Genomic DNA, 21,406 nt, shown 5'->3' with positions numbered 1-21,406 from the left:
CTTTAGTAGGAGTCGTAGCGATCGCAGACTGTCTTGGTTTCCATGCAAAGGTAGGGAACTACCAGCGGCGCCTTTTCCGTTATCCATGAGCGCATCTTCTTGTACATCTCCTCTCTTATGGGCCTGAAATAGCGCATCTTGCCGTTGGCAGGAATAAATTCTCCGCAAAAGATCCGAGACAAAGGGAATCTCTTCTCGGCTATCGCTTTGAGCGTATGCGGAAAACGTAACGAGCCGAGACTTATCCAAGCAACGGACATCGGTTGAACGTAGCTAAATATCTCGTCGATGACCTCTTTGTAATCGTTCTCCCAGCCGGGATAATTTATCATCGGGTCAAAATGGAAACCCACTCTGTAGCCAGCGCCAACACAAGCTTTGGCGGCTTCGACCCTCTCTTTAAGCGAGGCCGAGTTCTTCTCCTCCGAATCTATTATGCCTTGGGGATTCACCGACCACGATACCACTGTCCTGCCGCCGTGTTTGATAGAAAGGAGGTTGTCTATATTGACCGTCTTCGTCTTGAACTCGAAGGTGGCGTTACTTTGAGTGGCAAAAAATCTGACGACGGTCTTTGAATAGCCGGTTATGTGATCATAGGCGAGACTGTCGGAAAGTTCGCCCGTTCCTATCCTGAAATGAATATCCTTGTGCGATTCCAAATGTTTTTTGACGTTACCCAGTATCTCCTCGATGTTGACATAGATGGCCGTCATCGGATTATTGGCAAGATAGTGCTGAAGGATGCAGTAGCTGCAGTCGCAATTGCACCCAGAAGCAAGATCTATCGTATGATATCCGCAACAGACAACCCCTTCGCTCATTCCCTGGCACGGTTTGAATGAGGCCCCCTTGTTGACGGTAAGGACCAATTGACGCTTGGATAGATTAATATCGGACGGATGTTTCAAGATATGAACGTCATCGACGATGTCAAATGGGACGTTTGGAAGTCTTTCGCAAATCATGTGGGTAGAGGGATAAAGGAGCGCCTCTTTACCTATCCAGATCTGGTCGAACTGTTTAGCTTTTGCGCTCATGATGTAAACAACACTACGCTTAGGCGCGGTACCATTCGAATATCGAGTGCCACTGTTGTTTTTCGAAGGCTACCTGCAACGAAGATATAAGCTTGCTAAGCTCTTCGGGGGCGCTGAATTGGTATTCAAGCTTGAGCTTAGGATCCTCAAAATAAGGATCGGCAACAAGGCGAGCCGTTTGAGGCAGCTGAAGGTTCTCGATGAGAGAGGTCAGCTGTTTCTGGCGTTCGGTCAGATGCGGCAACCTTACACTGCGAAGCGTCTGGCGAAGGGCCGCGACCTTTTCCGGGGCCGCAACGCTCGGATCGGCGACTATCGTTAAGAGCTGGTAACGCTGAAGTATCTCTTCGACCGAGGTGCCGTCGCGTGCGGAGATCTCTCTGATAAGCGTTAAAAGTTCGTTCAGCTTGTTGGTGCTGGGGTTAATGTGCGTAAGGACGTTCAAAAGCGACGTCTGGGTAGAAGGGGTGAACTCTGCTATCCTGTTCCCGCTCGAAAGGGCGGCGCCGTGCCGAACGATATGCGCCTTCATTGGCTCTATTAACTGGCCCAGAGAGAGATACTGGTGAAGTATCTTGTAGCTTGGTTCTTCTCTCAAAAGCGAAAGATAGTTCTTTACGACCTCTTCTTCGCTTACCGAAAAGACCTTTATGAGCTTTGTGCAGACATTGAACTTTTCAATAATATTCAACTCACGCGAAAAGTTATTATCGTGTATATTGTAAAGGAAGGCCTGCATGGGCGACAGATCGTGCGGCTCATAAATAAGCGCCGGAATGGTCTGGCGGTTGAGCTCCTGACAGGCAAGGAACCTTTTATACCCTGTGACCACCTGATATGTCCCCTCTTGGGTGTGGCGGAGGGTAATAGGGTTGATCACGCCCACGCTCTTGATCGATTCTTTGAGCTCGTCGAGCACCGGAGCAAAGGTGACGCGAAAACTGTCGTCACTGCCGTTGATCTCACTGATCTGTATATATTGTAGTATCATGGTGGATGTACAGGTAGCAAATTATCCGCCTTAGCGCAAGATTTTTTTCATTATGCGAAGGCACTTGCTAATTTTTTCACTTGACTATATGTGCGAAGCGTGTTGCCGCAAAACACCACCTCATTTATATGACGACTAACGACCAAATATTCATGACAGAAGCTATTGCCGAGGCAAAACTTGCCTTAGAAATAGACGAGGTCCCTATCGGTGCGGTTGCGGTCTTAGGCGATTCTGTGATCGGACGCGCGCATAACATTCGTGAGACGACGAGCGATCCGCTCGGTCACGCCGAGATTCTGGTTTTGGAAAAAATCGTTAAGGCGAGGCCGCTTCCGTCGTGGAGGTTTGACGAGGTGACCATCTATGTCACCTGCGAACCGTGCATCATGTGCATGGGGGCTTGCCTGCAGGCAAGGGTGAAGAGGATAGTATATGGTTGCAAGGATCCTAAGGCGGGCGCATGCGGTTCGCTTTTCGATCTTTCCTGCGATGAAAGATTGAATCATCAGATCGAGATCACAAGCGGAGTTATGGCCGACGAATGCGGCAAGCTCTTGAGCAACTTTTTTGAAAGACTAAGATGTCGGAGGTCTGAGGTCAGAAATCGGAAATAAAGGGTCTGACATCAGACCTCTGACTTCAGACTTCCGTTGTTATGAAAATTGGCAGCTTAAAACTAAAGAATAACGTAATAGCGGCACCGCTAGCTGGATACTCCGACCTCCCATGGAGGATAATCGTGGCCAAACTTGGCGCAGGACTTGTTTTCTCGGAAATGGTCGCCTCCGAGGCGGTCAGACGCGCACAGAAAAAGACACTCAAACTTGTCGTTAACGACCCGCGCGCAACACCTTTCGGGGTCCAGCTCTTCGGCTCCAAGCCCGAAAGTTTTGCGGCAGCTATTCCCATATTACAAAAGCTCCCATTCGACCTCATCGATATAAATATGGGCTGTCCCGTACGGAAGGTCGTTAAACGCGGCGAAGGTTCGGCCCTGATGAAGACACCGACGGTCGCCGAGGCCATAATAAAGGCGGTTCGCGCGGTCTATAGCGGCCCTCTGACCGTAAAATTTCGTTCCGGCTGGGACGATAATTCGAAGAACGCGGTTGAAATCGCAAAAATAGCCGAAGGCGCAGGCGCCGACGCCGTGATTGTTCACCCGCGTACAAGAGAGCAGGTCTTTAAAGGACATTCCGATTGGAAGATGACAGCCGCGGTCAAAGATGCCGTTAAAATACCTGTCATCGGCAACGGCGACATCGTCAGCCGTGAAACCGCGGAGCAGATGTTCAAAGAGACAGGCTGTGACGGCATAATGATAGGCCGAGCCGCGATAGCCAACCCATGGATATTCAGAGAGATACAAGGCGGACCGGCGCCGACCTTAGAGGAAAAGTTCGCGCTCATCAAAAGACATATCGAGCTAAGCATTCGGTTCAAGGAGGAAGAGCGCCATACAATAGCCATGATGCGCAAGTTCCTGTCTAAATATCTAAAAGGTATGCGCGGGTACAAGGAACTGCTTTCGGAGCTGAATGCCGCGACCACTATAACCAAGGCCCTAAACAGCCTTGAGCTTTTTGAGCATGCCCATAAGAACTGGAATTGAAATGCCTATTACGTTCGTGAAACAGCCGTTGACCGCCTCGATAAGCGCCATCCCCTTCCACTGGATGGCGTAGGCGCCTGCAACCCGCAGCGGTTCGCCGGTCGAAACATACCAGTCGATCATATCTTCCGAAAGTTTTGTGAACCTTACCTTGGAGACAACAAGTTTTTTGATCGTCTTGTTGCGGATGGTATCTATCACGACGGTTCCGCTATAGACCTTGTGCCATCTTCCGGAGAGGGCTCTTAAGAATTTCTTGGCCTCTTCCCTGTTCGAAGGCTTTCCGAATATCTTGTTGCCAAGCGCTATTATCGTATCGACGCCGATAACAACAGGAAAGTCATTCCCACGTAAGCGGGAATCTAGCGGGCTAGCCGGATCCCCGCATTCGCGGCGGGGATGACATGAATATTCTTCTGCTATCTTTCTGGCCTTTTCGTGTGCAACACGAACGGCGTATCGTGAAACTGGTTCGCGCAAAAGCCTCGACTCGTCGATATCCGGAAATTTGACATCGAGCTTAAGCCCGGCCTCAATCAAGATCTGGCGCCTCGCCGGTGAGCGGGACGCCAGGATTATTTTTCTGCGCTGTAAGAACACTTACTATTCTTCCAAAAGCGTTGTGAATTTGTCGTGATGGTTTTCTTCGTCGGAGAGGATCTCTTCGAAAAGAAGCCTTGTCGTAGAGTCGCCCTCGCTGTCGGCAACCTTGATGATGTCCTTATAAAGAGTTATCGCCTCTTCTTCGGCCTTGGCATCCAGCTGAAGCATCTGTTTAATACCCTTTCCTACTTCGATGGGTGACGGCTTCGTTGTAGGAATCTCGTTGAAATAAAATATCCTTTCAGCGATTCTCTCCGCATGCTTCATCTCGTCCTTGGCGATGTCCTCGAAGACGTCCGAGATGGCCGCTGCATGAAGGCCCGTGGCCATTACGTGCTGCCACATATACTGGACCGATACCTGGATCTCCCTGGCAACGGCCTGGTTCATCATCTCTATCAACTTTGTACTCGCTTTTTGCACCATACATTACCCCCTTGTTGTTTTTTCGCACATTATCCGATAGAATCTTAAGGTCAATATTTAAAAATAGCTTCTATTTATCCAGTCGCTTGCGACGTTCGCAAGGGCGTGAAAAAGCACCGGCGCCGTAATGGAACCGGTCTTTTCGCGGAGCCAGCCAAATAGAAGGGCCGGAAAGAATATCGAAAAATGCCACCATGCATAGTGAACGAATGAGTGCGAGAATGCAAATACCGCGCAGGTGATGATCCACGCCCATCCTAAGTTAGCGCCAAGAATGCGCCATTTTTTGGGAAATACCCTGTCAAGCGTCGTCTGCATATATCCCCGGAAGAAGAACTCTTCGGGAAGCGCCACAAGAAGGACCTGAAAGACCGCTATTTTCCAGATATCGGGGAATGGGGCAATGACAAAGTTCTGGTGGCCATATACCCACGTCATCCAGAAATGTGCGCATAGAAGATATGGCGGATATACTATAAGAGCTGTGACGATAAAATAAACGACACCCTTAAGGAACATCCCGAACGAGTTATCCAGAAAATCTATGGGCCTTTTTCGGAGCCAAAGGACCATGACCGGCACATAAAGGAATGATACCGCAAAGATGGTGGCATAATATTTACCTACAAAGGGGACGTTCTGGGAACTGTAGAGAAAGCGGGCGAAGACAATAAGAAGGACCGTTGTGAGTCCGACCTCAAAAATGATCTTTGATCTTGAAATGCCGCTCTGCATCTCTAGTTCTTAACCTTAAATTTTCTACACATGAGCCACATTAACATCCCGGCGCCGAAAAAGAGCGCCATGACTATCTGGCCGGTGGAAAGGATGCCGCCGAACCACATACCCCTGTCGTCATCACCGCGCATGAATTCAATGAAGAAACGGCTAATCCCTTCATACATGAGGAAGGCCGCGCCCACCTCTCCATAGAATTTTCTGTATTTCCTCACCAGAAGGAGAAAGAAGAACATAACGATCGCATTGAGCATGAAATAGTTCTGCGTCGGAAATAATGGGATATTACCGTGATTCATGGCAAATGCGGTGGAAGCGGGGTTCGAGAATATGACATAGGGCCAGTGCGTCGCAGGTTTTCCGTAACAGCAACCGTTAAGAAAACAACCGAGCCTCACAAAGAATATGATGATGGGGGCAACATTTGCCGCCAGATCGAAATATTGAGGGGCGTTCAGGCGTTTGATCTTAAAATATGCCCACCATGAAAATATGGTGGCAATAAATGCGCCGAGAGAAACAAATCCTCCCTGCCAGAAAAAGAGGACACGTATCGGCTTTTCCCAGTAGTAGTCGGGCGCCTCCATGAAAACATGAAAAAGTCTGGCGCCTATCATTGAGGCGATTATCGCTATAATGGCAAGGTCTAAGACAGCGATCTCGGAAAGTTTCTCGCGCCTCGCGAACTTCAGGGCCGCCCATGTAGCGGCCAGAGCCGCTATCATTATCATGAAAAAGAATGCCGGAACGCCGGCCGAGCCTATGTGAAAGAGAAATGGCCTCATACGAATCAAATGTCATCGTGAGCGTCAGCGAAGGATCCAATGCATATAAATAATTGCATTCACTAGATTCTTCGCTTCGCTCAGAATGACAATCTCACTGTTTTCTAAACGCACTTATTATTAAAAGCGCCATTGCAACGGTTATCGCGGAATCGGCCACATTGAATGCCGGCCATTCAAGGTTAATGCCCCAAAGGGCCTTGCTACCGATATGGACCGATAAAAAGTCTGTTACGTGCCCGCAACGGACGCGGTCGATACCGTTGCCAAATATTCCGCCCACTACCAGAGAAAGGGCTACCGGCATGATCCTGTCCGCCGCCGGCAATTTGACCATATATATAATGATAACAATAAGGGCTATGACCGAGACCGCATAAAAGAACGGCGTTCTCAAAGATGCGGAAAGGCTGGATAAGAATCCGAAGGCCGCCCCCGCATTTGTATAATGAACGATATCAAAATAACCGTTCACCACAGGGGTGGACGAGCCCAAAGGCATCTTTTCGACGACAAAATATTTCGTGATCTGATCCAAAATGAAGACCAGGGGCGCAATAACTGCCAGACATCTATATTTAAATTGCATATTCCCCCAAACTATCAACTTACGCACTTAAGCGCTCACAACCCCCGCACATCTTCCACACGCCTCAGGATGGGCCGGCTCCGCGCCTACATCGGTGGCATATTTCCAGCACCTTGAGCATTTAGTGCCTCCCGATTTAACAACGCCCACCTTGAGGCCTTCGATGTCTTCGCTTGCCAGCGTGTAATCGCCCGAAACCTTACCGAACTTCACCTGTGAAACTATGAAAAGGTCGGGGAGGTCGGAACCAAAACTTTCTATGAACTTTTTGAGGTCGTCTGTACACTCGAAAACAAGCGCGGCCTCGAGCGAATTGCCTATTATCTTATCTTTTCTTGCGCGCTCTAAGATCTTTGTTGCCTCGCCCCTTATATTGATGAACGCCTCCCACCTTGCGGCAAGTTCTTCATTCAGATATCTCTCTTCAACCTTTGGGAGCGTCGATAGAACAGCAGTCTCCGCCTTACCCTTATAGTTAGGGGCGTATCCCCAAGCCTCTTCAGAGGTAAAACTCAGTACCGGAGCCGTAAGCCTCAGTATAGAATCTAGGATCTTCCAGACGACCGTTTGAGCGGAACGCCTTAAAACGCCGTCCTTCTTTTCGCAATAGAGCCTGTCCTTTAAGATATCGAGATAGAACGCGCTCATGGCAACTGTGCAGAACTCGTTCAGCGCATGATAGACCATGTGGAACTCGTATGTCTCATAGCACGAACGAATCTTTTGCGTCAGCATCTGCAGTCTGTGAAGCGCCCACCTGTCTATTTCTGTCAGATGTTCGTCCTTCACAGCGTCCTTGTCGGGATCAAAATCGCTCACGTTGCTCAAAAGATATTTGGTAGTGTTCCTTATCTTTCTGTAGGCCTCGCCGGTGAGCTCGAGCATCTTTTTGGAGAAGCTTATATCGCTGGTGTAATCGACGGATGCAAAGAGAAGTCTTAGCACGTCGGCGCCGAATTTTGAGATCACCTCTTCCGTGGCCACAACGTTCCCTAAGGATTTGCTCATCTTCTTTTGTTGCTCATCCAAAATGAGCCCGTGGGTCAGGACCGCCTTGTAGGGCGCGGCGCCTCTGTTCGCAACTGATGTCAAAAGAGATACCTGAAACCACCCGCGATGCTGGTCCACGCCTTCAAAATAAAGGTCGCATGGCCATCCTAACTTGTGACCTTCTTCAAGAACGGCGCGCTGACTCACCGAAGAATCGAACCAGACATCCAAGATGTCGGTGTGCTTAACGAACTCTTTTGAGCCGCAAGGACACTTAAAACCTTCCGGCAGGAATTTTTCTATGTCCCATTCGAACCAGATGTCGCATCCATGTTTGAGCGATTCGTCGCGAAGTTTTGCTATTATTTTTTGATCAAGGGTCGTTTCCCCGCATTTTTTGCAATCGACCGCAGGGATAGGAACGCCCCAGTAGCGCTGGCGCGACAGACACCAGTCGGGACGTGTCTCCACCATGTTATATATTCGGTCGTGACCCCACGTCGGTATCCACTTGATGCCGTCTATCTCGGAAAGAGCCCTCTTGCGAAGACCGTTATGGTCGATACTTAGGAACCACTGTTCGGTCGCCCGGAAGATAAGCGGCTGTTTGCATCTCCAGCAATGGGGATAACTGTGAGAGACCGCTTCGCTCTTGATGAGGGCCCCCTCCTTGCTTAAAAGGTCCACGACTACGGGGTTAGCCTTGAAGATATTCATCCCCTCGAGAGAAGTTATCGCCACCTCTTTTGTATAATTCCCCGCCGCATCGACAGGGTTAAGAACGGGAATGCCATACTTCATTCCTATCTGGAAATCCTCTGCTCCGTGACCCGGGGCGATGTGAACGCACCCCGTGCCGGTATCCGTTGTCACAAAGTCGGCAAGTATTATTACGGACGATCTATTTATCAGGGGATGCTTTGTCTCAAGGCCTTCCAGCTTCTTACCGCTGATCTTCTTGACGACCTCCGCTTCGGAAATGCCCCACGAGGTCTTGACCGCCTCCACCAGGGGCTCGGCAACTATGAGTGTCTCGCCGGCCACTTTTAATCCTACATATTCAAGGTCCGGATGGACCGCAATTGCAAGGTTCGCGGGGATGGTCCACGGGGTCGTCGTCCATATCACAAAGAAGGCCCGATCGCCGAAGGGCTTAGCCCCCTCCAGCTTAAATTTGACGTATATCGAGGGGGACGAATGGTCGCCGTACTCTACCTCTGCCTCAGCCAGCGCGGTCTTACATGTTGCGCACCAGTGAATGGGACGAAGGCCTCTTGTAACATAACCGTCCTTCACCAGATCGGCCAAGGCCCCCAAAATGGACGACTCATACTGGAAAGACATCGTCATGTAGGGGTTTTCCCATTCGCCCAGGCATCCCAGGCGCTTGAACTCGTCGCGCTGTATGGCAAAGAACTTATTGGCATACTCTCGGCATTTGTGGCGGATATCGGTAAGGCTGGTCTCCTTTGCCTTTGGTCCAAGATTCTTCATCACCTGATGCTCGATGGGCATTCCGTGACAATCCCATCCGGGCACATAAGGTGTATAGTTCCCCATCATCGCGCGCGACTTGACCACGAAATCCTTTATTATCTTATTGAGCGCGGTCCCCAAATGGACATGACCGTTGGCATATGGAGGCCCATCGTGAAGTATGAACTTTTTATCCTTTTTATGAAGGTCCAAAAGCTTGTGATACAGCTTCTCATCGTCCCATTTTTTCACCATCACCGGTTCTTTGTTGGCCAGGTCGGCCTTCATCGGAAAATCGGTCTTGGGTAAATTCAACGTGCTTTTATAGTCCATCTTTCGTTTCTCCTCATCTCCCCCAACCACTCGACTACGCTCGGGGCATGCTTGTGCGCTTCGAACTTACGCACTACTCTTCTATTCCCACGTTCGTCACGTCGATATCGGCCTTACGCAAATAATCTGCCATCTTTCTTAGCACCTTCTTCTCCTGTATCTCGCTCGATCTCAGGTGAGGCACGATGCTCTTTACGAGGGAGGTGACCTCTACCTTTGTCTTGCCGTCCTCGGGAGTTATCTTAATGCTTAGCCTGTAATATGCGCCGTTGGTACCGTAATCCTTATGCTCCGGCCCGAAGGGATCGATATAGAACGAATCGACCTTAGAAGGGAGCCAGCCGCTCACCACCATCCCGTTATCAAGGTCCTCTTTGTTGATATTGTATCCGTCTGTCTTTAATGCCCACCTTACCGCGTAGTAGGCATCGTTCGGGGTCGCATTAAAGATCCTTGAAACTGTCGCCACCTCTCTCTCGCTTGCATGGATGGAGGGATCGGCGCAGGAAGAGTGAAGCAAGACGCACGAAGCAAGAAACAGGAATGTCAAATGAATTAATCCTGCCTCCGGCCTCCTGCTTCCCGCTTCATATCTTATTTTTCTGCTCATAATCCCTCCGCCTTCCTGCTCTGTCTGACCCAGATCCATACGGCAAATATAACCATGATAACACTTACAAGCTGTGCCACCGAGAAGGTGCCAAATATAAGGTTGCGGGTTTCGACGCCGCGATAGAATTCTACGACAAACCTTAAAATGGCGTAGGCCGCCATATACAAGACCATTAGCTGGCCGTCAAACCTCTTATGCTTCCTGAAAAAAAAGAGCGCCAAGAATATTGCCAGCTCTCCAGCCGCCTCCATTAGCTGTGTTGCATAAAGTGGCCCTCCCGAAGGGGCAAATGAACTCGGGTCGGCCGGAAATATAACGGCAAGCCACGAACCTGCCGGCGCCGTGCGCCCATGACAACATCCCGACATAAAACAACCTAGGCGGCCAAAGAAATGCCCTAAAGGAATAGCCGGGGCAAATATGTCCAAATATTTAAAGAGCGGAAGCTTGTGGCGACGTATCCACCATATGCCGACTATAAAGGCACCTAGAACACCGCCCTGAAATACAAGCCCGCCCTTCCATATCTTGACGAGCGCCAGCGGATCGCCAAGCAAAATCCCCGGTTCGGTGACAAGCACATAATATGCCCGCGAACCGATCAGGGCGGCCACAATTATCCAAAAGACAAGATCTAATGCCTTGGCCGGATCCTCGCCAACCCTTTTGGATTCGTAGGAGATGTAGAGAATTCCCATGAAAAAGCCGAACGCAACAAGGGCCCCGTATGTAAATATGGTAAGCCCATCAAAAAGCGGTATCTTAAATAATATTGGATGCATATATGAGGCGGGATAGTAGAAGAGAGCCCCGTTATTGTAAAGTTAAAATTTAGCAAGAACCACGGTTAGTTCTTAGGTCGCCTAAGACAAATCTTTTTATGAAAATCTTCAAGAAAAATGCTAAGAATATGGGGATCCAAGGTCGCATGATCGAACATTAGGAGAAGAAATAACGCTTGCGGCCATTCCCCTTCGATGATAGGAACTCTCGCGTTATGCGATTCTATAAGGTCCTCCCGATATTAGTGCTTGTTGCGTCGGTAGTTTCATGCGCCACAAATTCAAAACAACCGTCAACTGCAAATAACCGTCCACAAACTCTTAACGAGTCGCTCTGGCAGGATTCGCGCGACGCCTCATTTAGCGCCGAGAACACAGGCGACAAGCAGCTTAAGGCAAAATTTGCCCAAGAGGGTATTGCATATGCGGACGAATGCGTAATGAAGAACCCGGAAGAGGCAGAGTGCTATTACTACCGGGGCATCAATACCGGCATCTACTATTCGGCGCATGTTATTGGATATCAAACAGGCATTAAGGGCATGATAAAGGACTGCGAAAAGGTCATCTCTTTGAACGAAAAACTCGACCATGGCGGCGCCTACAGAATGATGGGCAAGATCTACACCGACATGCCGGAAACTATAGTCTCAAAGAACGGCATAAGACGCGATCTCGATAAGGCCATAAGCTATCTACAAATGGCGGTCCAGATAGACCATAATTATCCCGAGAATCATATCTACCTGTCCGAGGCATATCTTGAGGCTGGAAAGAACAAAGAGGCAGCATCTGAGCTTCTGGTGGCGCGAAACCTGACGCCACAGTGGAAGAACCACCGCGATTATTCAATGTGGAAAAAGATGAATAAAGAGCTTTCCGGCAAGATCAAATAACACGGGCTCGCGAAATGAGCCTGTAAACCAATAAGCCCCGTAGAACGGGGTAAGGAGGCTTAATATGGCAAGTGTGAACAAAGTAATACTCATCGGAAACCTGGGAGCAGACCCCGAGGTGCGTTCCACAGGGAGCGGTCAGACGGTTGCAACTCTGCGCATGGCAACCAACGAACGCTGGATGGACAAGAGCGGACAAAAGGCCGAAAAGACCGAATGGCATAGGGTCGTTGTTTGGGGAAAACAGGCCGAATTGTGCAGAGAATATCTTTCAAAGGGCCGCCAGGTATATATCGAAGGAAAGCTTCAAACCCGCGAGTGGACAGATAAAGAAGGCGGCAAGCGCTACACGACAGAGGTCGTGGCACAAAGAATGCAGTTCCTGGGCGCGCCAACGGGCGCAGGCAAGGGCCGTGCGGCAGAATTTGAATCAGGCGTCGGGGCGCCATCCTTCGGCGACACATCGACGCCCGGTTTTCCTGTCGACGATGCACTGCCGAATTCTGACAGTGACATACCGTTTTGACCGGTCGTCCCCGCGAACTCATTTACATGCTCGAGGTCCCTGCTTTTGAATGGATGACAGAATCTCTTACAGGTCGAATTTAAATCCGATACTTCCAAATACGGTGAAGTCTATCGAAGGGCCGTTTGGGTTCAGGTCTTCCGTAAAGGCCCCCTGCCACGTCAGGGCATATACCGGTCCCCATGTGACGATGTGCTCCCCCTTGGCGCCAAGTTGCAGGTCCATTGGAAAAGAATCCCATTGGATGAAACCTGCGTCGGCAAGTAGCGGCGTTCCGCCGTTTATCTGGGCAACGAGAGAAACGGGGTGAGAGACGCTATACTCTCCTCCCAAAACGTAGGAAAAATAGACATCGTTGAGATAGTTCTGCAGATAATCGTGTCCGCCGTTCACAAAATAGCCCAAGTTAAGGAACGTGTGCCATCTGTCGAACGTCTTTTGAAGCGCCGTGGCAAAACCGATGTCAGGATTTCCGCTCCCCATACCATTTGCACAATCTCCCGTCGGAAACTTGAAGTAAAAGAGCCAGGCAACAGCCGGGACATTCTCTTCTTCATGAATGAAATTATGTTTAAAACTGAAAGTTATGTCGCCGATACCGAACGCCTGTTGGTTCACATTATACATCCTGCTTCCGCCTTGTGTAAAATAATAGTGGAACTCGTTGTTCCCCACATGGTCGCGTCCGCCGTTGGGAAATCCAAAGAAGTTGTGATATTTTTGTATGAAGCCGTCCAGAAATCCCGAATCGTGCCTGATGAACGGTATCTCAATGCCCACCTCCATGTTCTCATACACGCCGTAATTGAGATGAATGGCGGTACGCAAGAGCTCCATGTCGAGTAGCTCCGAGTTGTTCGCCCCGTGCCCTTCTTCATATATATTGGAATAGGCGTTGTCTATCCTTGCCCAAAGCGTCCCTTCGGGAATGACCGTTGCGGTCGTCGGTTCAAGGTTCAAAAATTCAAGATATACCGGGTTCTGGCTACGAAGGGTCAAAGGACCTTTGGATGTGTACTCAAATGCAAAGGAAGAAGCAGGAAGCAAGAAACAGGAAGCAAGAAAAACAGAAGAACAGATAAAAAATAGATATAACTTATTTGTCATTCTTAGCTAAGTTTATCCCGAGCAAGTGAAACGAGTCGAGGGGCTCAGGGTGACAAACTCTTTGATTGAAGCCAGCGCTCCGCGTCTATCGCGGCCGCACATCCGCTCCCGGCCGCCGTTACCGCCTGACGATAGACCGGATCCGCGACATCTCCGGCGGCAAAGACACCTTCAATGTTCGTATATGTTGAACCCTGACGCGTGATCAGATAACCTTTTTCATCCCTTTGAAGAACCCCATCAAAGAGGACGGTGTTCGGCTCATGCCCTATCGCCACAAATACGCCGTCGCATGGATGTTCTTTTAACTTATTATCCTTCACGTTCTTAAGGACGACCGATGTAACCTTGTTCTTTGAAACGTCATTTATATCTTCGACCACCGAATCCCAGATAACGGTTATCTTCTTGTTATTCTTAACGCGCTCCTGCATCGCCTTTGATGCGCGAAATTCGTCCCGCCTGTGAACCATATCGACGCTCCCAGCAAAATTGGCAAGGTAGAGCGCCTCTTCCAGCGCCGTATCCCCTCCGCCAACGACCACCACGCGCCGGTTCTTGAAAAAGAAACCGTCGCAGGTAGCACAGGCCGAGACACCCTTACCGCGAAGCTTTTGTTCCGATTCCAGGCCTATCCACCTGGCTGTAGCTCCGGTCGCAACGATCAAAGTTTCGCATTCGTGGCTTTTATCTTCTGTAGAGAGTTTAAACGGCCTTTTCTTCAATTCGACCTTTATCACATTTCCGGAAGAGATCCTCGTGCCGAAACGCTCTGCCTGTTCCCTCATGGCGATCATCAGGTCCGGGCCTTGTATCCCCTTCGGGAACCCCGGATAGTTATCGACATCCGTTGTGATCGTGAGCTGGCCGCCTGGCTGAACCCCTTCAACGAGCAAGGGCTCAAGCCCCGAGCGAGCCGCGTAGATCGCCGCGGTGTAGCCGGCCGGACCACTTCCTAGGATGATGAGTTTCTCTGTCATTGAAGCTGCTTTAAGTACGCTTGTGGCGATCCTTTGTCTTTTCCTTATCTTTGTGTAGCTGATGCACCAGCTTTTCTACAGCCTGATCGATAGAAAGATACATATCGTTCGTCTCTTCCATGCTCACATAGCGTTTGCCATTGGCGTTGATCGTTATCTCGGCCTTGTGCAGAAAGCCGTCCTTACATAGGATGATGTGCGCCGAGATAGGCTTGATAAGAAACTTGTCGAACTTTGTGAACTTTGAAAGGGTGTGCTCTTTAAGACCCTCTGTGGCCTCGATATCCCTGAATGTGAATGAAGTTTCCATTAATCTCTCCTCCTTCTGCGAGACGAAGTAGGTATCCTCATCATCTCGCGGTATTTTGCCACCGTTCTTCTTGCAACATCTATCTTGAACTGCTCCTTTAAAATGTCCATTATGTCCTGATCGGAGAGAGGTTTCTTGGGGTCCTCGGATGTGATGAGCTTTTGGATCCTGTCCTTTACCGCTTCAGAGGCCACATCACCCTCGCCCGTCATGCTTCCGACCTTGGAGTTGAAGAAATATTTCAGCTCAAATATACCCTTTGGCGTATGGACGAACTTGTTGGTCGTAACGCGGGAAATGGTAGATTCGTGCATGCTGATATCACCGGCAACGTCTTTCAGCACCATCGGTTTTAGGAACGCCACTCCCTTGTCCAAAAAATCGGTCTGATGTTTAACAATGCTCTTTGTGACCTTGTAAAGCGTCCGCTGACGCTGATGAATACTCTTTATCAGCCACATGGCGGATTTTAACTTGTTCTGGATATATTCCTTGGTGGCGCCGGCAACACCATCTTCCCGCGAAAGCATTCTTCTATAAAAATTAGATATCTGAAGTTTGGGAAGACCGTCTTCATTAAGCACCACGATATATTCCTCGCCAAGCTTATGGATATAAACATCCGGCGTTATATATTGAGGATTTTCCTGATTATATGACCGCCCCGGCTTGGGCTCCATATTGGCAATTACATGGGCCAGCTCTTTGATCTTATCAACGGTCAGCGCCTGTTTCTTGGCTATCGCCTGATAATTATGTTTTTCAAGGTCCGGCAGGTGCTCTTCTATCATCTTTATGATCCGTATAGAATCATCTCCCAGATAACGGGCCTGGTTCGTAAGGCACTCTTTGATGTCCCTTGAAGCAATGCCGGGGGGATCGAATTTCTGTATCTTTTTGAGGACGCGCTCGACTATTTCGGATGAAAAACCGGTCTTTGAAGAAAGCTCTTCTATTGACGACTGAAGATAGCCATCGTCATTTATATTGCCTATTATCTCTTCACCAACCCTAATCTCGCCTTCGGAAAAGTTTGAAAGGTGAAGTTGCCATAAAAGGTGTTCAGCCAGAGATTCGGACCTCGTCAGCGTGTTTTCGTAGGTCGGGAGGTCTTCGGGTGATTCAGATATCGCGGGGAGCGCCCTTGAGTCGGCGGCGTTGTATTTATCAAGGTAGTTTTCCCAGTCAAAATCAGCGGGTTCCTTTAACTGACCGTCCTTCGTGCCAACCTCTTCCGATACATGATCATGGCCCTTATCTTCGTCCTTGGCCTTTTCGTGAAGCTCCCCCTTTGACGACTCCTTTAGCTCCTGCGTAGCCTCTTCGTCATTATCCTCTTCTTCAAGGACCGGATTTTCCGTCAGCTCCTTCTGGATCATCGTGGTAAGTTCCAGCCTTGAGAGCTGAAGAAGCTTAATGGCCTGCTGAAGCTGGGGGGTAACGACAAGTTGTTGTGAAAGCTTGAATCCCTGTTTGATCTCGATAGCCATAATTTATGGGTTGATAATAGCAGTGAAGGAAAAGACAGTCAAGCATGCAAATTTCATGCCTTTTTTTCGGCCTTGACAATTTCAGCGGCATTTACCTCTGTTTTGACCCCGACCTTATCTTTCTGTTCCTGCCACTCGGCGCGTTTTGCACATGCCGCCGAAGCCTCTATGAACCTAGCGAAGAGGGGATGGGCATCAAACGGTCTTGACTTGAATTCGGGATGAAATTGACACCCAAGGAACCATGGGTGATCTTGTAGCTCCACTATCTCAACAAGGTTCGCTTGGAGGTAAACTCCGGAGATTATAAGACCCTTGGACTTCAATTCATCAAGGTAGTTATTGTTGAATTCATAGCGGTGGCGATGTCGCTCAGATATCTCTTTTTCGCCATAGGCCACATGTGCCTTGGTCCCCTTTTCTATCGAACAGGGGTAGGCTCCGAGCCTCATTGTGGCGCCCTTGGTCGTGACCGCCTTTTGCTCTTCCATGAGATCTATCACGGGATGGGGGGTCTTTTCGTCGAACTCTGTGGAATTTGCCCCCTTTAGGCCGACAACATGCCTTGCAAACTCAACGACCGCCATCTGCATTCCAAGACATATCCCAAAGAACGGGACCTTGTGTTCACGTGCGAACTTAATGGCCTTTATCTTCCCTTCTGTCCCTCTTTCTCCAAAACCTCCCGGCACAAGTACTCCGTCGACATCTTTTAATATCTCTTCTGGGTCCCCAGATTCGATCATCTCGGAATCTATGAAAGTAAGCTCAACTTTGGTATCATTTGCAAAGCCACCGTGCTTTAATGACTCGTTCAGACTCTTGTATGAGTCTATCAAATGTACATATTTCCCGACGACGGCTATCTTTGTTACGGAGGTCATCTTTTCGCGCCTCTCTTTTTGCTCCTTCCACATCTTCATATCGGGCGTGCGGGTCCAGATATTGAGTATCTCAACGATCTTTTCGTCGAGCCCCTGTTCGTGGAACTTTAAGGGGACATCATATATGGAGGCTACATCCTGAGCGGTAAAAACAGCGTCCTGGTCTATATTGCAGAAAAGGGCTATCTTTGCCTTGAGCTCCTTTGCAACCTCGCGGTCGCACCTGCAAAGAAGTATATCGGGCTGAATGCCTATCTCGCGCAATTTTTGTACGCTGTGCTGTGTGGGTTTTGTCTTTAGCTCTCCCGCAGCAGCAATATGCGGGATGAGGGTTAAATGGATATAAATGACGTTATCTTTGCCTACATCGGCCTTGAACTGGCGAATGGCCTCCAAGAAGGGAAGGCTTTCAATATCGCCAACCGTTCCGCCTATCTCTACCATCAAGACGTCCACGTTACCCGCGGCCTTCATTATGGAAGCCTTGATCTCGTCGGTTATATGAGGGATGACCTGAACGGTCCTTCCTAAATAATCCCCTCTTCTCTCTTTTTGAATGACCGATTCGTAGATCTTGCCTGTGGTGAAATTGTTCACCTTGGCGGTCCTGATCGATGTGAACCTTTCGTAATGACCTAGATCAAGATCGGTCTCGGCGCCATCATCCGTGACAAAGACCTCACCGTGCTGGAATGGGCTCATCGTCCCCGGATCCACGTTGATGTATGGATCTAGTTTCTGGATTGTTACCTTGAGGCCGCGGTTCTCAAGCAAAGCCGCTATAGAAGCGGATGCTATGCCTTTGCCCAACGAACTGACGACCCCGCCGGTAACGAAAATGAACTTTGTTTTCATCGGCATCTTGGAACTTTCCTATAGTCTGACGAAACAAAAGAGTCAAAGATATTTTCAAGGGACCTCAAAAAAACGATTGGCTTGACTTGAAAAGTTAAAGTGCTAGGGACAGTGAAATCGTTATAATGGGGGATTGGCCACCAAAAAAACCTATCTGGGAGGATACCATATGACAGAACAGTTAAACCCGTTCAAGATCGCGCAGGCACAGTTGGACGAAGCCGCCAAACTTTTGGGCCTTGACTCCGGCACTCACGCAATGTTGCGCGAACCGATGAGAGAGCTTCACGTCTCCATTCCCGTAAGAATGGATAACGGACAGGTGAAGGTCTTCAAAGGTTTCCGAGTGCAATACAATGATGCCCGCGGCCCCTGCAAGGGCGGCATCCGCTTCCATCCGGAAGAAACTATCGATACGGTCCGCGCCCTCTCGGCATGGATGACATGGAAAACGGCCGTGGTGAACATCCCCCTCGGCGGAGGCAAGGGCGGCATAATCTGCAATCCAAAAGAGATGTCGGCGAACGAACTTGAAAAGCTTTCGCGCGGATATATGAGACAGGTGTCAAGGATAGTCGGCATAGATAAGGACTGCCCGGCACCTGATGTCTACACCACACCTCAGATCATGGCATGGATGGTGGATGAGTTCGAGACCATCTATCAGCGTCATGAACCGGGGATGATAACCGGGAAGCCAATTCCGGTAGGCGGATCGCTCGGAAGGAACGATGCAACCGCAAGGGGCGGAATATATACGGTTCGTGAAGCCGCAAAGGGACTGGGAATCGAGCCTTCAAAGGCAACATATGCGATCCAGGGCTTCGGTAACGCCGGTCAGTACGCTGCAACGTTAATGAAGGAAGTGCTCGGAAGCAGCCGGTGCATCGCGGCCAGCGACTCTAAAGGCGGCGTCTACTGCGAACAGGGGATGGACCCACATCAACTTGTTAAGTACAAACTGGAAACGGGTAAGGTAGAAGGATTCCCCGGAAGCAAGCCCATAACGAACGAAGAGCTTTTAGAACTTAACGTTGATATCCTCTTCCCGTCGGCGCTTGAGAACGTTATCACCACAAAGAACGCCGATAAGATCAAGGCTAAGATCTCGGCAGAACTTGCGAACGGCCCGACAACGCCTGAGGCAGATGAGATACTCTATAAAAAGGGATGTTTTGTGATACCCGACTTTCTCTGCAACGCGGGAGGGGTCACGGTCTCTTATTTTGAAATGGTGCAAAACGCCTACAATCACTACTGGGAAGTTGACGAGGTCTACAAGAAACTTGACGCAAAGATGACAAAGGCCTTTCACGATGTTTACGATATGCACAAGAAACACAAGGTCCACATGAGAAGCGCGGCATACCTTGTTTCTGTGCAGAGAGTGGCCGAGGCGATGAAACTGCGCGGATGGGTGTGAAGAAGTGCGTAAGTACATAAGTGCTTAAGTTAGGGGGCGGGCGAAAGGAAATTGACTTTCACCCGCCCTTTTTGCTACTATCCACATACAACTTTTGAACTGCCTTTAAACCACTTTTGAACAACTTTTTATGCAAGATGCGATAAGGGTCATAGGCAGCGGGGCGATAGGAGGCAAGGCGACCGGCTTCTGGAAGGCCCGCTCATACATACTCTCCGAAGAGGTGCTAAAAAAACACCCTTCCTTTGAAAAGGTCATCTATTTCCCAAGAACGATATGCATCGCCACCGACCTCTTTGACGAGTTCATCGCCGTAAATTATCTCAAGTCCTCTCTTGAAGCATGCAACTCAGGCTCATTCGAAGATTACAAGAGGTTCGAAGAGGCGGTCCTGCTCGGGAAGTTTCCTGACACGATAGATGAAAAGTTCTCTGACATCTGGGAGGGAATGACCTATCCGCTGGCGGTGAGATCATCCAGCGTTCTGGAAGACCGGACCGGCACGTCCTTTGCCGGAAAGTACACGACCGTTTTCATAGCGAACACGGGCTCACGCGAAGAACGCTGGCGGCAGCTTTCAACCGCTATAAAGATCGTCTATGCAAGCATAGGCCACCCCAATGCCATCGAATACAGAAGAAAGCACGGCTATCTTGAACAGATTGAAAAGATGGCGGTGATGATACAGCGCGCGGTGGGTCAGGAATATAAAGGGTATTTCTTTCCACTGCTTGCGGGAGTGGGTTTCTCACAGAACGGATACTGCTGGCATTCAGAGGTCGTAAAAGAGGACGGATTGGTTCGCGTCGTCTTTGGCCTTGGTACCCGCGCTGTAGGAAGGGGCTACGCGAGACTTTTCTCGCCGGGCCATCCCACTTCGCGCCCCGAAGGACACGAAGCTCCGCAAATAGAAAAATATTCCCAAGCCACAATGGACGTTCTGGACCTCAAGAACAACTCTCTCAAAGCGATGGGTTTCAATGAGGTGGTCCACGACGGCTTCGACTGCTACCCCGGTGCAGAAAAACTATTCTCACTTCGCGACGGACAAACGATGTACGTGCCCGCAACAAAGCTCTGGGTGCCGAACCACAAGCCGGTTCTCACGTTTGACGGGATATTGCAACAACCGTGGGCTGGCGTTCACTTCCCGCGATTGATGCGCGACGTTATGCAGACACTTGAAGAGGGACTTGGCTGTCCTGTCGATATGGAATTTGCAGGAGAACTTGAAGATGGCCAGTTCAGGCTGAACATCCTTCAGGCGAGGCCGTTGACACAACGGGAAGAACACAATCCTGAAGAGCTTCCGGAGGTCAAAAGCGAGGATATCATTTTCAAGTCCAGCAGAGATGTTCCTACAGGCTCTGTCCACAATATCGAATATATCGTACACGTATCCCCCGAAAGATATTTCGCGTGCGCGCTCGACGAACGCCACACAGTCGCAAGGGTGGTTGGCGGGGTCAACAAGGTCCTTTTCGGCAAGCGTTTCATACTTGTCGGCCCCGGCAGGTGGGGATCGAGCAAGGTGGAGCTTGGCGTTCCCGCCACATATTCCGAAATATGCAATGCCACCATGTTGATAGAACTTGCCGCCGGAAGATACGCGCCGGAGGTCTCTTACGGCACGCATTTCTTTCAGGACCTGATCGAGGACGGCATACTTTATGTCCCGGTCTTTCCAGAAGAAGAGGGCGCTATTTACAATACCGAGTTATTCAAGAGGCATAACTCGTTCAATGAGCTGATAGCTAATTTACATGACAGGGAATTCTCAAAGACGATCTCCATCATCCATGTGCCGACCGTTTCGGGCGGAAGATACGCGCACGCCGTGCTAAATGGAATCCTGGAGAAGGGGATCATCTACCTTAAATGACCAATGCCCAAATCCAAATGTCGAACGAATGTACAATGACTCAAGTTCCAATTGGTCATTGAAATTTGTGAT

At 49.6% G+C, this 21,406-nt stretch carries 21 protein-coding genes; 6 read left to right on the top strand and 15 right to left on the bottom strand.

Going from position 1 to position 21,406, the window contains the following annotated elements; all coding sequences use genetic code 11:
• Positions 1 to 2: 2 nt before the first annotated feature.
• Both COV46_08110 and COV46_08105 read right to left on the bottom strand, forming a co-directional pair.
• Complete coding sequence (locus COV46_08110; protein PIR16491.1) at positions 3 to 1,040, bottom strand: radical SAM protein; 1,038 nt, start codon at positions 1,038 to 1,040, stop codon at positions 3 to 5.
• Between the two features lie 19 nt (positions 1,041 to 1,059).
• Positions 1,060 to 2,031 carry a hypothetical protein gene (locus COV46_08105; protein ID PIR16490.1) on the bottom strand — a complete coding sequence of 324 codons (972 nt, stop codon included), beginning with the start codon at positions 2,029 to 2,031 and terminating at the stop codon, positions 1,060 to 1,062.
• 152 nt (positions 2,032 to 2,183) lie between these two features.
• Between COV46_08105 and COV46_08100 the strand changes: the two genes are divergently transcribed.
• Positions 2,184 to 2,648 carry a tRNA-specific adenosine deaminase gene (locus tag COV46_08100; protein PIR16489.1) on the top strand — a complete coding sequence of 155 codons (465 nt, stop codon included), beginning with the start codon at positions 2,184 to 2,186 and terminating at the stop codon, positions 2,646 to 2,648.
• Between the two features lie 41 nt (positions 2,649 to 2,689).
• A complete protein-coding gene (locus COV46_08095) occupies positions 2,690 to 3,646 on the top strand; it encodes a tRNA dihydrouridine synthase DusB (GenBank protein PIR16488.1) in 957 nt (318 codons plus the stop codon).
• On the opposite strand, the gene maf is transcribed toward COV46_08095, so the two are convergent.
• From maf to lgt, 8 genes are all read right to left on the bottom strand, one after another.
• Positions 3,599 to 4,246, bottom strand: a complete 648-nt coding sequence (gene maf, locus COV46_08090) for a septum formation protein Maf (GenBank protein PIR16487.1) — start codon at positions 4,244 to 4,246, stop codon at positions 3,599 to 3,601. The genes COV46_08095 and maf overlap by 48 nt on opposite strands.
• Before the next feature lie 3 nt (positions 4,247 to 4,249).
• Entirely contained in the window at positions 4,250 to 4,675 is a 426-nt protein-coding gene (locus COV46_08085; protein ID PIR16486.1) for a ferritin, read from the bottom strand.
• A 57-nt stretch (positions 4,676 to 4,732) separates the two neighbouring features.
• The gene (locus COV46_08080; protein ID PIR16485.1) at positions 4,733 to 5,410 is read right to left on the bottom strand and encodes a hypothetical protein; all 678 of its coding nucleotides are present in this window, start codon (positions 5,408 to 5,410) and stop codon (positions 4,733 to 4,735) included.
• 2 nt (positions 5,411 to 5,412) lie between these two features.
• On the bottom strand, positions 5,413 to 6,198 hold the full coding sequence (locus COV46_08075) for a hypothetical protein (GenBank protein PIR16484.1): 786 nt from the start codon (positions 6,196 to 6,198) through the stop codon (positions 5,413 to 5,415).
• A 94-nt stretch (positions 6,199 to 6,292) separates the two neighbouring features.
• Entirely contained in the window at positions 6,293 to 6,787 is a 495-nt protein-coding gene (gene lspA / locus COV46_08070) for a signal peptidase II (GenBank protein PIR16483.1), read from the bottom strand.
• 27 nt (positions 6,788 to 6,814) lie between these two features.
• Positions 6,815 to 9,586, bottom strand: a complete 2,772-nt coding sequence (locus COV46_08065) for an isoleucine--tRNA ligase (GenBank protein ID PIR16482.1) — start codon at positions 9,584 to 9,586, stop codon at positions 6,815 to 6,817.
• A gap of 73 nt (positions 9,587 to 9,659) precedes the next feature.
• Positions 9,660 to 10,196, bottom strand: a complete 537-nt coding sequence (locus COV46_08060; GenBank protein PIR16481.1) for a hypothetical protein — start codon at positions 10,194 to 10,196, stop codon at positions 9,660 to 9,662.
• A complete protein-coding gene (gene lgt / locus COV46_08055; protein PIR16480.1) occupies positions 10,193 to 10,981 on the bottom strand; it encodes a prolipoprotein diacylglyceryl transferase in 789 nt (262 codons plus the stop codon). Before lgt ends, COV46_08060 begins: the two co-directional genes overlap by 4 nt.
• Positions 10,982 to 11,196: 215 nt before the next feature.
• Between lgt and COV46_08050 the strand changes: the two genes are divergently transcribed.
• Entirely contained in the window at positions 11,197 to 11,877 is a 681-nt protein-coding gene (locus tag COV46_08050; protein ID PIR16479.1) for a hypothetical protein, read from the top strand.
• A 64-nt stretch (positions 11,878 to 11,941) separates the two neighbouring features.
• Positions 11,942 to 12,403, top strand: a complete 462-nt coding sequence (locus COV46_08045) for a single-stranded DNA-binding protein (protein PIR16478.1) — start codon at positions 11,942 to 11,944, stop codon at positions 12,401 to 12,403.
• A gap of 66 nt (positions 12,404 to 12,469) precedes the next feature.
• Here COV46_08045 and COV46_08040 read toward each other — a convergent pair whose 3' ends face one another.
• Genes COV46_08040 through pyrG form a run of 5 tightly spaced genes read right to left on the bottom strand, consistent with a single transcriptional unit; the run spans position 12,470 to position 18,029 of the window.
• Positions 12,470 to 13,510 carry a hypothetical protein gene (locus COV46_08040; GenBank protein ID PIR16477.1) on the bottom strand — a complete coding sequence of 347 codons (1,041 nt, stop codon included), beginning with the start codon at positions 13,508 to 13,510 and terminating at the stop codon, positions 12,470 to 12,472.
• Positions 13,511 to 13,554: 44 nt separating this feature from the next.
• Positions 13,555 to 14,490, bottom strand: a complete 936-nt coding sequence (trxB, locus tag COV46_08035) for a thioredoxin-disulfide reductase (protein ID PIR16476.1) — start codon at positions 14,488 to 14,490, stop codon at positions 13,555 to 13,557.
• A gap of 10 nt (positions 14,491 to 14,500) precedes the next feature.
• A complete protein-coding gene (gene raiA / locus COV46_08030) occupies positions 14,501 to 14,800 on the bottom strand; it encodes a ribosomal subunit interface protein (GenBank protein PIR16475.1) in 300 nt (99 codons plus the stop codon).
• Positions 14,800 to 16,290 carry an RNA polymerase sigma-54 factor gene (gene rpoN / locus COV46_08025; GenBank protein ID PIR16474.1) on the bottom strand — a complete coding sequence of 497 codons (1,491 nt, stop codon included), beginning with the start codon at positions 16,288 to 16,290 and terminating at the stop codon, positions 14,800 to 14,802. Before rpoN ends, raiA begins: the two co-directional genes overlap by 1 nt.
• A 53-nt stretch (positions 16,291 to 16,343) precedes the next feature.
• Positions 16,344 to 18,029, bottom strand: a complete 1,686-nt coding sequence (gene pyrG, locus COV46_08020) for a CTP synthetase (GenBank protein PIR16526.1) — start codon at positions 18,027 to 18,029, stop codon at positions 16,344 to 16,346.
• A gap of 169 nt (positions 18,030 to 18,198) precedes the next feature.
• On the opposite strand from pyrG, the gene COV46_08015 reads away from it, so the two are divergent.
• Both COV46_08015 and COV46_08010 read left to right on the top strand, forming a co-directional pair.
• Entirely contained in the window at positions 18,199 to 19,452 is a 1,254-nt protein-coding gene (locus COV46_08015; protein ID PIR16473.1) for a glutamate dehydrogenase, read from the top strand.
• 130 nt (positions 19,453 to 19,582) lie between these two features.
• A complete protein-coding gene (locus COV46_08010) occupies positions 19,583 to 21,334 on the top strand; it encodes a phosphoenolpyruvate synthase (GenBank protein ID PIR16472.1) in 1,752 nt (583 codons plus the stop codon).
• Positions 21,335 to 21,406: the final 72 nt, after the last annotated feature.

It is taken from the genome of Deltaproteobacteria bacterium CG11_big_fil_rev_8_21_14_0_20_49_13 (genome assembly GCA_002796305.1).
Taxonomy (GTDB): Bacteria; UBA10199; UBA10199.
Note: the sequence above shows the minus strand (reverse complement) of the source record. Positions and strands in the feature narration are given on the sequence as shown.

What these genes read in the sequence shown, in the direction of transcription:
- COV46_08110 (PIR16491.1), bottom strand. Translation starts at nt 1,040, where the DNA reads ATGAGCGCAAAAGCTAAACAGTTCGACCAGATCTGGATAGGTAAAGAG.
- COV46_08105 (PIR16490.1), bottom strand. Translation starts at nt 2,031, where the DNA reads ATGATACTACAATATATACAGATCAGTGAGATCAACGGCAGTGACGAC.
- COV46_08100 (PIR16489.1), top strand. Translation starts at nt 2,184, where the DNA reads ATGACAGAAGCTATTGCCGAGGCAAAACTTGCCTTAGAAATAGACGAG.
- COV46_08095 (PIR16488.1), top strand. Translation starts at nt 2,690, where the DNA reads ATGAAAATTGGCAGCTTAAAACTAAAGAATAACGTAATAGCGGCACCG.
- COV46_08085 (PIR16486.1), bottom strand. Translation starts at nt 4,675, where the DNA reads ATGGTGCAAAAAGCGAGTACAAAGTTGATAGAGATGATGAACCAGGCC.
- COV46_08080 (PIR16485.1), bottom strand. Translation starts at nt 5,410, where the DNA reads ATGCAGAGCGGCATTTCAAGATCAAAGATCATTTTTGAGGTCGGACTC.
- COV46_08075 (PIR16484.1), bottom strand. Translation starts at nt 6,198, where the DNA reads ATGAGGCCATTTCTCTTTCACATAGGCTCGGCCGGCGTTCCGGCATTC.
- lspA (PIR16483.1), bottom strand. Translation starts at nt 6,787, where the DNA reads ATGCAATTTAAATATAGATGTCTGGCAGTTATTGCGCCCCTGGTCTTC.
- COV46_08065 (PIR16482.1), bottom strand. Translation starts at nt 9,586, where the DNA reads ATGGACTATAAAAGCACGTTGAATTTACCCAAGACCGATTTTCCGATG.
- COV46_08060 (PIR16481.1), bottom strand. Translation starts at nt 10,196, where the DNA reads ATGAGCAGAAAAATAAGATATGAAGCGGGAAGCAGGAGGCCGGAGGCA.
- lgt (PIR16480.1), bottom strand. Translation starts at nt 10,981, where the DNA reads ATGCATCCAATATTATTTAAGATACCGCTTTTTGATGGGCTTACCATA.
- COV46_08050 (PIR16479.1), top strand. Translation starts at nt 11,197, where the DNA reads ATGCGATTCTATAAGGTCCTCCCGATATTAGTGCTTGTTGCGTCGGTA.
- COV46_08045 (PIR16478.1), top strand. Translation starts at nt 11,942, where the DNA reads ATGGCAAGTGTGAACAAAGTAATACTCATCGGAAACCTGGGAGCAGAC.
- COV46_08040 (PIR16477.1), bottom strand. Translation starts at nt 13,510, where the DNA reads ATGACAAATAAGTTATATCTATTTTTTATCTGTTCTTCTGTTTTTCTT.
- trxB (PIR16476.1), bottom strand. Translation starts at nt 14,490, where the DNA reads ATGACAGAGAAACTCATCATCCTAGGAAGTGGTCCGGCCGGCTACACC.
- raiA (PIR16475.1), bottom strand. Translation starts at nt 14,800, where the DNA reads ATGGAAACTTCATTCACATTCAGGGATATCGAGGCCACAGAGGGTCTT.
- rpoN (PIR16474.1), bottom strand. Translation starts at nt 16,290, where the DNA reads ATGGCTATCGAGATCAAACAGGGATTCAAGCTTTCACAACAACTTGTC.
- pyrG (PIR16526.1), bottom strand. Translation starts at nt 18,029, where the DNA reads ATGAAAACAAAGTTCATTTTCGTTACCGGCGGGGTCGTCAGTTCGTTG.
- COV46_08015 (PIR16473.1), top strand. Translation starts at nt 18,199, where the DNA reads ATGACAGAACAGTTAAACCCGTTCAAGATCGCGCAGGCACAGTTGGAC.
- COV46_08010 (PIR16472.1), top strand. Translation starts at nt 19,583, where the DNA reads ATGCAAGATGCGATAAGGGTCATAGGCAGCGGGGCGATAGGAGGCAAG.